This is a genomic window from Janthinobacterium sp. GW823-FHT03B06 (genome assembly GCF_058796955.1).
In genome coordinates this window covers 118614-131378 of record NZ_JBXAJE010000003.1, presented here as the reverse complement: position 1 = coordinate 131378, position 12765 = coordinate 118614, and the positions used below count along the sequence as shown (strand labels likewise).

Genomic DNA, 12765 nt, shown 5'->3' with positions numbered 1-12765 from the left:
CAGCTGACGCAAAGCCTGGCGCCAACGCGCGTGAGGGTCTGACCCCATACGCGGACGCTCCGCGCGTAGTCCCCATATCTGTTTTTCAGCTTTCCAAACTCTTTTTAATTTGTTTTCCGAACAACATAAGTTCGCTACAGTGGACTCGTGCTGGTTTTTGACGACGGAATAAAGAGGTGGACAGATGGCTGCTGCAGAACTGATTTTCGATCCCCGCGCCGCGCACGGCGAGGCGGCGTTTGATGAAGTACTCCATCTCGCGCGCAGCCAGGCGCAGGCGCAGGGTTTGCCGTATGCGGGCATCGTCAGCGCGCAGGATGCGTGGCAACTGGTGCAGGCCGGCAAAGCCGTGCTGGTCGACGTGCGCACCAACGAAGAACGCACTTTTGTCGGCTACGTGCCCGCCTCGCTGCACGTGGCGTGGGCCACCGGCACGGCCATGAACCGCAATCCCCGTTTTACCCGCGAGCTCGAAGCGAAGGTGGGCGGCAAGGATGCCGTCGTGGTGCTGCTGTGCCGCAGCGGCAAGCGCTCGGCCGCGGCGGCCGAAGCGGCGGCCAAGGCGGGTTTTACGCACGTCTTCAATATCGCGCAAGGCTTCGAGGGCGACCTCGACGCACAGCAGCAGCGTGGCCACAGCGGCGGCTGGCGCTGGCATGCGCTGCCGTGGCTGCAAGATTAACCCGCTTCCCGGGACCACCATGAACCAGCGAGCCATTCCCCCCGTCTCCCTTGCCGCGCAGCCGCAATGGGAGCTGCACCAGATCGTCGGCGAGTTGCGCGCCGTGCGCGCGCAGTGGCGCGAAGGATTGGCCGGCAGCCAGGAATGCGGTGCGCGCGAATTCCCGTCGCGCCAGCATTTGCACGACATCATCAAAGCCCTGTGCGCGGCCCTGTTCCCCATGCGCCTGGGTCCCCTCGACCTGCAGCAGGAGAGCGAGGATTTCTTTGTCGGCCACACGCTCGACACGACGCTCACGGGCTTGCACGAACAGGTGCGGCGCGAACTCAGTTACCACGCGCGCCAGCACGGCTTGCAGCAGACGGTGTCCATAGAACAGCAGGCGCTGGCCATCGTGCAGCGCTTCGCCCGCGCGCTGCCGCGCATCCGCGCCCGGCTCGACACGGACGTGGCGGCCGCCTTCCATGGCGACCCGGCCGCGCACAGCGTCGACGAAGTGCTGCTGTGCTATCCGGGCATCCTGGCCATCATCCATTACCGCCTGGCGCATACCTTGTATGCGCTCGGCGCGCCGCTGGTGGCGCGCATCATCGCCGAAGTGGCCCATTCGCAGACGGGCATCGACATCCACCCGGGCGCCATCATCGGCAGCAGCTTTTTCATCGATCATGGCACGGGCGTGGTGATCGGCGAGACGGCCATCATCGGCGAACGGGTACGCATTTATCAAGCCGTCACCCTGGGCGCCAAGCGCTTTCCAGCCGGCTTTGATGGCGTGTTGAAAAAGGGACTGGCGCGCCATCCCATCGTGCAGGACGACGTGGTCATTTATGCGGGCGCGACGATCCTGGGACGGGTGACCATCGGCCAGGGCTCCGTCATCGGCGGCAATGTCTGGCTCACCCGCAGCGTGGCGCCCGGCAGCCATGTCACGCAAGCGCACAACCAGCAGGAGGCACCGGAGTCGCCGGCGCCATCCCACCCCGCCTTTGCCCATCACCCATGAGGACAGCATGTTGATCAAACAGTTTGGACTGGCCGTGCGCCAGTTGCGCGAAGGGCGTGGCTGGTCGCAGGAGCGCCTGGCCGAAGCGGCCGACTTGAACCGCTCGTTCATCGGCGAAATCGAACGGGGCGCCGCCACGCCATCGCTGCTGACGGTGGAAAAACTGGCCATCGCGCTGGGCATCGGCCTGGCGGGATTGATGGCGCGCTGCGAACCGGAACTGGTGGATTAAATCGAGTGGATCAAGCGTCACGATGATGGCGATAGCATGTTGAGAGAAGAGGGGAGACGTCCGATACTTTATTTGTTTTTCAGATAAGCATATTCACTTTTCTCATCAGGAGTAGTCATGACAGTAGCAACAGAGAGCCAGTTTGCGCTGGGCGACAACGCCGCGCGCCAGCTGGCCAATGCAAGCAAGAGCGTCCCCCAGTTATCCACGATCACGCCGCGCTGGCTCGTGCACCTGCTGCAATGGCTGCCCGTGGAAGCGGGTATCTACCGCCTCAATCGCGTGAAAAATCCGAAGGACGTGCGCGTGGCCTGCTCGCAGCGCGACGAATCGGAACTGCCGCAAACCTTCGTCGACTACGACGACCAGCCGCGCGAGTATTTTCTCAATGCCGTCAGCACGGTGCTCGACGTGCACACACGCGTGTCGGACCTGTACAGCAGCCCGCACGACCAGATCAAGGAGCAGCTGCGCCTGACCATCGAGACGATCAAGGAGCGCCAGGAAAGCGAATTGATCAACAATCCCGACTACGGCCTGCTGGCCAGCGTGCATGACGACCAGCGCATCTTTACGCTGACGGGCGCGCCCACGCCGGACGACCTCGACGAACTGCTGACGAAAGTGTGGAAGGAGCCGGGCTTTTTCCTGGCGCACCCGCTGGCCATTGCCGCCTTTGGCCGCGAATGCACGCGCCGTGGCGTGCCGCCGCCCACCGTCAGCCTGTTCGGCTCCCAGTTTTTAACGTGGCGCGGCGTGCCGCTGGTGCCGTCCGATAAGCTGCCCATCGAAGACGGCAAGACAAAGATCATTTTGCTGCGCGCGGGCGAGCAGCGGCAAGGCGTGATCGGCCTGTTCCAACCTGGCCTGGCGGGCGAGCAAAGCCCGGGCTTGTCCGTGCGCTTCATGGGCATCAACCGCCACGCGATTTCGTCCTATTTGATTTCGCTGTATTGCTCGCTGGCCGTGCTGACCGACGATGCGCTGGCCGTACTGGAAGACGTGGAGATCGGTAAATACCATGACTACCCAGACACCTACAAGTGATGGCGCGGCGGGCTTGCCTGCCGTCCCGTTTCTGCCTGACGAAGCGACCCTGAACCGCCTGGCCGGCGAGTTTTTCGCGCGCTTGCCTGGCCTCGCGCCTGCGCTTGACAAGTCGCCCAGCCCTGGCGGCTCGGGCAGCGTGCTCGATGCGGCGCCCCGCTATGCGAACCGTCCGCCGCCCCAGCCCGGCCCGTCGTTCGCCGCCATCGCGCCCGGCGTGGCGACGGCGCAGGTGCCGCCCGTGACGGCGCCGCTGGAGTCCCCCATTGCGCCGGCGCCGGCATCGGTGCCCACGCCGCGGTTGTCCGCCATCGGTGCACCGTCGCCCTACTATTTTGTCGGCGGCGCGCATGGCTATCCCGTGTCGAACCATAATCTCGACGGCCTGGCGGGCCAGGGACTGGGACAGGCCGCGCCCGACGCGTTTGCCACGCCGCAGCGGACGCCCGCGCGCCAGCTGCCCGTATCGCCATCTGACAGCCCGCCCGCGTTCTATTTCCAGACCGAACTGCCTGCGCGGCCGCAAGGGTATGGCCAAACCCCCGCGCCATTCGACGTGCACGCCGTGCGGCGCGATTTTCCCGTGCTGGCCGAGCGGGTCAACGGCAAGCCGCTGGCCTGGTTCGACAATGCGGCCACCACGCACAAGCCGCAGTCGGTGATCGACCGCGTGTCGTATTTCTATGCGCACGAGAATTCGAACATCCACCGCGCGGCCCACGCGCTGGCGGCGCGCGCCAGCGATGCCTATGAAGCGGCGCGCGCCAAGGTGGCGAGTTTTCTGGGCGCCGCCTCGGCCAATGAAATCATTTTCGTGCGCGGCGCCACGGAGGGCATCAATCTGATCGCCAACACCTTCGGGCGCAAGTACATCGGCAGCGGCGACGAGATCATCGTCTCGCAGCTCGAGCACCATGCCAACATCGTTCCATGGCAGCAGCTGGCGGCGGAAAAGGGCGCGATTCTGCGCGTGATTCCCGTCGACGACAGCGGGCAAATCCTCCTCGATGAATTCCGCAAGCTGCTCAACGGGCGCACCAAGCTGGTATCGGTGACGCAGGTGTCGAATGCGCTGGGGACGGTGACGCCCGTGGCGCAGATCATCGCGCTCGCGCATGCGGCCGGCGTGCGCGTGCTGGTCGACGGGGCGCAAGCCGTGTCGCATTTGCGCGTGGACGTGCAGGCGCTGGGCGCCGATTTCTATGTATTTTCGGGGCATAAAGTGTTCGGCCCGACGGGCATCGGCGCCGTGTATGGCAAGGCGGACTTGCTCGAGCAGTTGCCGCCATGGCAGGGCGGCGGCAACATGATCGCCGACGTCACGTTCGAGCGCACCGTCTACCAGGGCGTGCCGAACCGTTTCGAGGCGGGCACGGGCAATATCGCCGATGCCGTCGGTCTGGGCGCGGCCATCGATTACGTGCAGCGCATCGGCCTGGAAAACATCGCCGCCTACGAGCACGCGTTGCTGGAATACGCGACGCACCAGCTGCAAGCGATTCCCGGCGTGCGCCTGATCGGCACGGCGCTGGACAAGGCCAGTGTGGCGTCGTTCGTGCTGGCCGGCTACGAGCCGGCGGAAGTGGGGCGCGCCCTGAACGACGAGGGCATCGCCGTGCGCTCGGGCCACCACTGCGCCCAGCCGATTTTGCGCCGCTTCGGCGTGGAAGCGACCGTGCGGCCCTCGTTCGCCTTCTACAACACGTATGAGGAAATCGACCGCATGATCGTCGTGGTCAAACGCCTGGCGGGCGCGCGCCGCTGATCTTGCCCGCTTGTCAAGCTGATGCCGCCCCTGCGCCAGCGGGGCGGCATTGTTGAGTCAAATCACGGACTTTGCGCGCGGCTGGCTGGCGCCCGCAGGCTGGCGGTATAATTTATCCTTGGCAATATTCAAGCTGCGGCCCAAGGAGATATCCGGTGGAAGATCAACACAGCTCGCCCGAGCTATTCCTGTTCCTGGCGTCGACCGTGCACGACATGAAAAATTCGATCAGCGTCGTCAGCGGCACTTTGGAGTCGTTGCTGGCGGCCGAGCAGGCCAAGCCCGCGCCCCAGGCCGACCCGGCCTATCTGCAGATGGCGCAGATGCTGTACCAGACCAAGCGCCTCAACGATAACCTGATCCAGCTGCTGGCCCTGTACAAGGAAGTGGGCAAGCCCGGCTACCCCTTCGACGTGCAGCCGCAACTGGTGAGCCAGGTCATCGATCAGGTGGTGGACCAGGAAAAGATCCTGCTGGCCTCGAAAGGCATCCATCTGCAGACGGCCTGCCCGCCGGAGCTGATCTGGACCCTCGACGAAGACCTGGTCATCGGCGTGCTCGCGCATGCCATCAACAACGCCATCCGCTACACGAAGGATACGATACGCCTGTCGGTGCGGGAGCACGACGATATGCTCGAGCTGCGCGTGGAAGACAATGGCGACGGCTATACCCAGGCGCTGCTCGACGCGGGCAGCGCGGCCATGGATGGCATGACCGCCGGCGTGAATTTTTCCACCAACAGCACGGGCCTGGGCCTGTATTTTTCCAGCGAAGTGGCAAAGATGCACAAGCACCGGGGCAGCAGCGGCAGCATCGCTCTGGAAAATGGCGGCGCCCTGGGCGGCGGCTGTTTCATCCTGCGCCTGCCCTGAACGAGGATGCCATGACGACAGACAGCCACGCCACTGCCGCCGAAGCGGGCAGCACCGACTGGGCCGACAAACATTATCTGCTGGTCGACGACTTCATCGGCATCCGCATCCTGCTGCGAGAATCGCTGCGCAACCTGGGCGCGCGCCATATCGACCAGGCGGCCAGCGGCGGCGAAGCCATGAAGCTGCTGGCCAAGACGCGCTACGACGTGGTGCTGTGCGATTACAACCTGGGCGAAGGCAAGAATGGCCAGCAAGTGCTGGAAGAGACGCGCGTGCGCAACCTGACGGCGCCGTCGAGCGTCTGGCTGATGGTGTCGGCCGAGAAAAGCGTGGAATCCGTGATGGGCGCGGCCGAGCACCAGCCCGACGCCTATTTGATCAAGCCGATCACGGAAGGCGTGCTGCTGACGCGCTTGAACCGCGTGTGGCACAAGAAGCAGGTGTTCCGTGAAATCGACCAGGCCTGCATGGAAAAGGATTATCTGCGCGCGGCCAAGTTGTGCGATGCGCAGATCGAAGTCAACAAGCTGCACGAGCTGGAATTGCTGCGCATGAAGGCGTCGTTGCTGCTGAAAAGCGGCGAGCCGGAAAAGGCCCGCGCCGTGTACGAAAAAGTGCTGGCCGAGCGCGATTACAGCTGGGCCAAGGCAGGCCTGGGCAAGATCCGCATGAATAACGGCGAGCACGAGGCGGCGCGCCAGATCTTCCAGGGCGTGATCGTCGAGAACAAGTACTACATCGACGCCTACGACCAGATGGCCGTCGCCTACCAGCTGATGGGCCAGCACGAGGAAGCGTGCGGCGTGCTGGAAAAGGCGGCGCGCCTGTCGCCCAATTCCGTGCCGCGCCAGCGCAACCTGGGGCTGGCGGCGCTAAAGATCGGCAATGTCAGCATGGCGGAAAAGGCTTTTCGCAAGTGTATTTCCATCGGCGAGTTTTCCGTCATGAAGACGCCGGACGCCTATCTGGGACTGGCGCGCGTGTGCGGCCTGAAGAAGGATGCCAAGGAGGCGCTGCAATGGCTGCTGCTGGCGCAGCGCGAATTCTCGCCTGAGCAGATCGGCTTGCGCGCGAAGATCACGGAAGGCATGGTGCACCACGAAACGGGCGATTACCGGCGCGCGCGCAAGTGCGGCGACGAACTCGAAGCCATGCTGCTGGAAGACCCGGCGCGGCCCGAGAAAAGCATCTGCATGGAACTGGCGACCCTGCTGTTCGCCGTCGGCGTCAAGGATGCGCCGGCCGGCCTGCTGTGCTACGTGGTGAAGAACAACCACGACAACCAGGTGGTGCAGGACGAGGTGCAAAAGATCTTCGACAAGGCGAAGATGGGCGACGAAGGCACGAGCCTGATCATCGCCTCGCGCAAGGAAGCGTCGGACTTGATGAACAAGGGCGTGCTGCTGTGGAAGACGGACAAGCTCAACGAAGCGGTGGCCTGGATGCGCGCGGCGCGCGAAAAACTGCCGAACAACTTGCGCATCCTGTTCAATTCCGCGCAAATCATCGTATCGTTCCTGGAGCAGCGCGGCTACCAGGCGGCCTTGGCGGCCGAGGCGATGGAAGTGTTGTTGTATGTAGACAAAATTGCACCAGGCCAGCAGCGCTTTGCGCAATTGATGGAGCAACTGGTGCAGCTGACGCCCCCGCCCGGGCCGGACGAGGCTGTCGAGGTGGCGGAAAAAGCGCCGCCGGCGCCGGAAAAAGGGGGAAAAGCCGTGCGGGAGCGTGCCGGATGATAAACTAGGGGCCAGCGTGGGTTCGCCCGTGCTTGAGTTGCTCTACAACAATAAGGAAGAAACTATGCGTGATGTGGTCAATGAAGTATACAAAAAAATGAAAGTCGGCGCCGTTGCCTGGGTACGCCCGGTGGCCGCCAAGGGAGACACGCTGGAAACATTCCAGTCTTCGTACGAGCACGCCAAGGCGCTGGCCGACGAAGGCCTGATCACGATCGGTGACGTAAAACGCCAGGCCGACAATCAGATCGAGGCGATCCGCATTCATCGTATCGCCTGATCACATCGCCTCTCCGCGACGTCAGGATTTGCCTGGCGCCTTGGACTTGGGTGCCGCGCGTTTTGCCGGCGCCTTGCGCAGCGGGGCTTTGGCCTTGGCTGCCATGCCTGCTTCTGCCGGCTTGGCGGACTTGCCGGCCGTGGCTCCACCGCCAAAACTGGCCGCTGCCGCGCTGGCTGCATCGGGCGACATCGCTGTCGACACGGCCTGCTTGAACTGATCTTGTAACAAATTCCACCAGGCACTTGGATTGGCCAGCTGGGCTGCCGCCTGGCTGCCGGCATCGTTGGGCGCCGCCGCAGCCGGTTCGGGCGCGGGCGCGGGTGCAGGCGCCGGTTTCGGTTCAGGCGCTGGCGCTGCGGGTGCCGCTTGCTGGAAAAACGCGGAAGCGTAGGGCACCGATTCAAACACGGTTTTCTCGCTGGCACCGGGCTGGGTGATGGCCGCGGCCAGGGACGCGCCCATCGATTTCAGGGTGGCGATGGTGCCGCGCTGTACTTCCAATGCCTGGATACTGCCGCGCAGCATGCTGGTATTGAGGTTCAACCAGGCTTCGACGGCTTTCAAGTCATTGATTTTCTTGTCCAGCTCTTCCACCGACATGGTGGGCGCAGTGATGCCGGGCACGCCCATGCCGGGCACGCTCATGCTGCCCCACAGGTTTTTGACGAAGTCGAGGGTGTCGGTCACAACTGCTGCGCCCGGCATTTGGGGCATTTGCGGGTTTGCCATGCGAAATCTCCTGGTAGGTGGATGTGCCTAGCGTAGCAGATATCAGCTTGCAACTGACGCAAAGCCGCCAACATTTTCTTACATAAAACAGCAGGAGTTGAGCACAGGCAAGAAGCAGGAAGTGGGGGGAAGGCGTTACACTACGGCCTATGATGCCTGACTCCTTCTTTTCGCCACCGCGCCGCCGCACCGTCATTTTTGTCGCGGTCATCGGCGCACTGCATTACGTGGCGCTGGAATGGCTCACCTCGCATGCCAGCATGGTGCCGCTGGGGCAGGATCATGCGCAGGTGGTGAGCATGGCATTGATCGCCGAGCCGCCCAAACCCGTGCCGGTGGCGCCGCCGCCGCCGCCGACGCTGCGGCCCTTGCCCGAGCCTCGCTTGCCGCCGCCACCGCCGCCGACGGAGCTGCCGTCGAGCGAGTCGGCCCAGTTGACGGCGCCTGCCAGCGACGCGCCGGAAGGGCCGGTGACGCCCCCGGCACCGGCGGCCAGCGCGCCAGCCATCACGGCGCCCGCGCCCGCCGTGGCGGAAGCTGCCGCGCCGACTCCCGCGCCGCCGCCACCGCCTGTCGAGCAGGCGCGGCGCTACAAGACGAATGCGCCCGCTTCGGCCCAGTTCGACCTGCACGTGGACCGGCGCGATGCGGACGGCACCAAGTGGCAGGGCGTGGCCGGCATGGCGTGGGAAAACCGGGGCGACACGTATCAGCTGAAGCTGGAAGTGGGCTTGAGCATGCTGATTACGCGCATCAACCTGCTGGTGCTGACCAGCGAGGGCCTGATCGACGGCAGCGGCATCGTGCCCGTCACGGCCACGGAAAAACGCAAGGGCCGCGCGCAAACGGCCACGCATTTCAACCGCGACGCCAAGACCATCACGTTTTCAGCCACGACGGCGACGGTGCCATGGCAGGAGGGGGCGCAGGACAAGGCGACCGTGCCGTTCCAGCTGGCCGCCATCGGCCGTGCCGACGTCAACCAGCTGGCGGGCAATATCGACATCCTTGTCGGCGAGGAAAAGGAAGCGACCGTGTTCCGCTTCCAGCTGGTGGGCGAGGAAGAGCTGGACACCAAGATGGGCCGCCTGGTGACCTGGCATTTGCGCCGGCCGCCGAAGCCGGGCACATATTCGTCGCAGCTTGATATCTGGCTGGCGCCGTCCATGCAATGGTATCCGGTACAAATACGCAATACCGAAGCGAACGGGGCGCTGACCACGCAAACCGTGACCCAAATTCGCGTCAATGACGCTACAGGAAAATAAATGACTACTTTAATAACTTTGAAACGCGTTCTGATCGCCAGCTTGCTGGCCGCCACCCTGAGTCCCGCCATGGCGGCGAACGAGCCCGTGGACCATCCTGTCGTCAAGCGCCCGTACAAGCTGGCGCCGTCGGCTGACCTCGTCTATTCGATCAAGGCCAGGCAGCGCGGCATTGCGCTGTCCGGCGAATCGCTCAGCAACTGGCGCGTGGGCGATGGCAAGTACTCGCTGCTGGCCGAAACCAAGGCGGCCCTGTTCGGCAAGATCCTCGAACAGCGCAGCGAAGGCGCGGTCGACGATTACGGCCTGGCGCCCGTTCAATTCGTGGAAAAGCGCTTCCGCAAGGATGCCGTCACGACCACCTTCAAGCGCGACAGCAAGACCATCGTCTTTGGCGAAGGCGATGAAACCTATCCGCTGAAAGGCGGCGAACAGGACCGCAATAGCGCCGTCTGGCAACTGGCCAGCGTGGCGCGCGCCGCGCCCGAGAAATTCGTCCCCGGCTCGGAATGGGCCTTCTTCGTCGCCGGCGCGCACGATGCCGAGCCGTGGACCTTCAAGGTGGTCAAGGAAGAGACGGTCGCCACGGGCATGGGGGAGGTCGCCGCCATCCACCTGGTCAAGGCGCCGCCGCCGGACAAGAAGGGCCAGCAAGTGGACCTGTGGCTGGCGCCGTCGCTGGAATGGTATCCCGTGAAGGTGACATTCGCCGACGCGGACGGCGGCGATTACGTCGAGCAAACCTTGCAGAAGATCGTCAAGAAGTAAGCGCTTGCTATCATAGCAAATATTGATTTTCTCTATTTTTCACCCCTAACGGCAAATGCTGGGGTCAGACCCGCCGGGTCTGACCCCGGATTTTCGCTGTTGGTTTTTTTGCTGATGCAACACTCGGCTTGTCGACAGCGCCATCGCCCCTCTTCCACAAGTCGAATTGCATGTCAGAACTGATATACTGACGCCCCCGCCCCGCAGCGCTGCGTTAGCCCGCCGCGCCGCCCGCTGAACACTCATCCGGAAAAGAATGATTGATATAATGGCAAGTGCAGCCGTGGCTACGGATGCAAATCAGACAGAGCAAGAGCATCACGATTCCTTGCAGGCGCATTTCCAGCCCAATATTTCGGCCGATGAAATCGAGCAGGTATTTCACTTGAAGCGGGCGCAGCCCTTGCTGCAAGTGTTTACGGCCCTGTTTCACGGCGGTTTCGATGGCGTGCTGGTGCGTCTGCTGGTGTTGCGCGAGCTGGCGTCCGATGCCGCCACGTCCGCCTACACGCGCGCCGATATCAACACCAAGCTCGCGTATCTGTTGCCGGAAAGCCTGGAAACGGTCTTGCTGCGCCTGCGTTCGAACCAGCTGCTGGCCTGGGATGCGCAGCAGGGCGTGTACCGCGTCACGCCAATGGCGCGCAATGTGCTGTCGGCCATCGACAGCTTGCTGGGCCTGGGCCAGACGGAAGACGAAGCGGAAATGGGTTTTCTGCTGTCTCAGGTGGCGGGCGCGCAAGCCGTGGGCGGCGTATCGGTCGAACAACTCCAGCATTTGCTGGGCCGCCTGGTGGACTTGACGGAAGAGTTTTCCGACGCCATCGCTTCCGGCTCCGAATTCCGGCTGCGCACGGCGCAGGCGAAGTGGAACATGGCTTGCGACTGGGTGGAAAAGGGTTCCGAGATTCTCGTGGCCATCACCTCCGATGAAAACGCGGACAGCGCCACGCACAAGGCGGCGCAGGCGATCGGCCGCGCGCAAAGCAAGTTGCTCAACATGCAAGGCATGTTTTCGCGCGCCCTGAACCAGATCGAGCGCCAGCGCGTGCACCTGGGCCAGTCCGGCCTGTCAACCACCGACATCAAGCGCTGGCTCTTGCTGCACGACGACCTGGCCAGCCTGGCCGAAGGCGCCATCGACCAGCCCGTCGTCCCCCTGTTCTCCACGCCGGCCGAAATGATCGACGTGGCCGAAACGGAACTGCTGTCCGAACGGGCGGCAGGCGTCATCAACACGGGCCTGCCCAGCGGAGAGGACGCGCCCACCACCATCAGCGACGGTCCCGCCATGCAGCTTGAACTCGATGATTTGCTCGAACGCCTGTCGAACTTTGCCAGCCTGGGCAATTTCCCCAGCATCGGCGAAGAAGGACCGAAATCGGTGCCCGTGCAGGATTCGCTGCTGCCGGCCAGCTTTGCCGTGGCGTCCTACCGCGCCTCGATGCTGCCGCTGCTCGGCGACGTGTCCGAAGCGAGCTTGCAAGGCTCGACGGCCGAACTGGCCCGTTTGCCGATCACCTTTACACCGACCGACGAGATGGTCCAACTGACCGACCCCCACGTGGCGGCCATGTCGATCGCCTCGCTTTCACTGAATGTTTCACTTGATTTAGATAGCGGCACCGCCGATGAATGACGATTCCCAAATCCTGATTGCGCGCCTGCTCACGCATCAAACCCTGCGCCGCGACGACAAGCTCGTCAAGCGCGTGCTGTCCGACGAGCTGTTCCGCGCCGAGATCGATGCGCGCCTGCTGGCCTGCGGCTTGAAGCTGCTCGACAACGTGTATGCCGACCATGTGACCCTGGCCCTGACGCGCACCATCGAGCCGAAGATCTTCGGCGCGCGCGACGTGTGGCAAAACAATAATTTCGGTCTGGCGCGCGATGGCGTGGCCTTGCTGGTGGTGCTGTGGGCGCAGATCATCCTGCCCAAGCGCGAACGCCAGGAAACGCACCAGCACGCGGACGACGATCAAAATGACATGTTCGGCACGGAAAAACCGCTGCCGCGCGCGGAAGACGCGTCGATCGGCATTTCCTACAAGGCGCTGCTGTCCGACTTCGGCGACAAGTTGGGCAAGAAGACGCGCATGGACATGAACCTGGGCACCCTGGCCAAGCTGGGCTTCATCGAGCGACGCGGCGATGTCATCCTGGAAGGCCCGCTGCTGGACCTGATGATGGACACGGACGTCTTGAAAGAGCGCATCATCAACGGCGCCCTGGCCGACGTGTTCAAGCGCGCGCCGGCGCGCCTGGTGGCCGTCGACCTGGACGCTGACTTGTCCGCCGACCTGTCCGCCGACATCGGCGACCTGCCTGACGCGGGCGACGAGCCCGTGTCCGATCTCCCTCACTGAAA

General features: G+C 63.7%; 13 protein-coding genes. 12 read left to right on the top strand and 1 reads right to left on the bottom strand.

Annotated elements, in window-relative coordinates:
• The first annotated feature begins 184 nt into the window (after positions 1–184).
• The 8 genes from AC1RBA_RS11560 (at position 185) to AC1RBA_RS11525 (ending at position 7629) form a co-directional block, all read left to right on the top strand.
• Positions 185–682, top strand: coding sequence for a rhodanese-like domain-containing protein (locus AC1RBA_RS11560; RefSeq protein ID WP_083287303.1), 498 nt, complete (start codon positions 185–187; stop codon positions 680–682).
• Positions 683–701: 19 nt separating this feature from the next.
• Positions 702–1688, top strand: coding sequence for a serine O-acetyltransferase EpsC (gene epsC, locus AC1RBA_RS11555; RefSeq protein ID WP_492418278.1), 987 nt, complete (start codon positions 702–704; stop codon positions 1686–1688).
• 7 nt (positions 1689–1695) lie between these two features.
• On the top strand, positions 1696–1920 hold the full coding sequence (locus tag AC1RBA_RS11550) for a helix-turn-helix domain-containing protein (protein WP_070221599.1): 225 nt from the start codon (positions 1696–1698) through the stop codon (positions 1918–1920).
• 117 nt (positions 1921–2037) lie between these two features.
• A complete protein-coding gene (locus AC1RBA_RS11545; protein WP_070221598.1) occupies positions 2038–2967 on the top strand; it encodes a family 2A encapsulin nanocompartment shell protein in 930 nt (309 codons plus the stop codon).
• Complete coding sequence (locus AC1RBA_RS11540; RefSeq protein ID WP_492418276.1) at positions 2942–4732, top strand: family 2A encapsulin nanocompartment cargo protein cysteine desulfurase; 1791 nt, start codon at positions 2942–2944, stop codon at positions 4730–4732. The genes AC1RBA_RS11545 and AC1RBA_RS11540 overlap by 26 nt, the downstream gene beginning before the upstream one ends.
• Before the next feature lie 155 nt (positions 4733–4887).
• Complete coding sequence (locus AC1RBA_RS11535) at positions 4888–5607, top strand: sensor histidine kinase (protein WP_492418274.1); 720 nt, start codon at positions 4888–4890, stop codon at positions 5605–5607.
• 11 nt (positions 5608–5618) lie between these two features.
• Complete coding sequence (locus tag AC1RBA_RS11530; RefSeq protein WP_492418272.1) at positions 5619–7349, top strand: response regulator; 1731 nt, start codon at positions 5619–5621, stop codon at positions 7347–7349.
• Positions 7350–7365: 16 nt separating this feature from the next.
• Positions 7366–7629 carry a hypothetical protein gene (locus tag AC1RBA_RS11525; protein ID WP_240453519.1) on the top strand — a complete coding sequence of 88 codons (264 nt, stop codon included), beginning with the start codon at positions 7366–7368 and terminating at the stop codon, positions 7627–7629.
• Positions 7630–7650: 21 nt separating this feature from the next.
• Here the strand turns inward: AC1RBA_RS11525 and AC1RBA_RS11520 are convergent, their stop codons facing one another.
• A complete protein-coding gene (locus AC1RBA_RS11520; RefSeq protein ID WP_070221594.1) occupies positions 7651–8361 on the bottom strand; it encodes a PhaM family polyhydroxyalkanoate granule multifunctional regulatory protein in 711 nt (236 codons plus the stop codon).
• Between the two features lie 149 nt (positions 8362–8510).
• Between AC1RBA_RS11520 and AC1RBA_RS11515 the strand changes: the two genes are divergently transcribed.
• The 4 genes from AC1RBA_RS11515 to AC1RBA_RS11500 all read left to right on the top strand — a co-directional run bounded on the left by AC1RBA_RS11515 (position 8511) and on the right by AC1RBA_RS11500 (position 12763).
• Positions 8511–9629: a DUF3108 domain-containing protein gene (locus AC1RBA_RS11515; RefSeq protein ID WP_492418270.1), complete on the top strand. Its 1119-nt coding sequence runs from the start codon at positions 8511–8513 to the stop codon at positions 9627–9629.
• The gene (locus AC1RBA_RS11510) at positions 9630–10397 is read left to right on the top strand and encodes a DUF3108 domain-containing protein (protein WP_099409229.1); all 768 of its coding nucleotides are present in this window, start codon (positions 9630–9632) and stop codon (positions 10395–10397) included.
• Positions 10398–10665: 268 nt separating this feature from the next.
• Entirely contained in the window at positions 10666–12036 is a 1371-nt protein-coding gene (locus AC1RBA_RS11505; RefSeq protein WP_092608970.1) for a hypothetical protein, read from the top strand.
• On the top strand, positions 12029–12763 hold the full coding sequence (locus AC1RBA_RS11500; protein ID WP_492418269.1) for a hypothetical protein: 735 nt from the start codon (positions 12029–12031) through the stop codon (positions 12761–12763). The genes AC1RBA_RS11505 and AC1RBA_RS11500 overlap by 8 nt, the downstream gene beginning before the upstream one ends.
• Positions 12764–12765 lie beyond the last annotated feature (2 nt).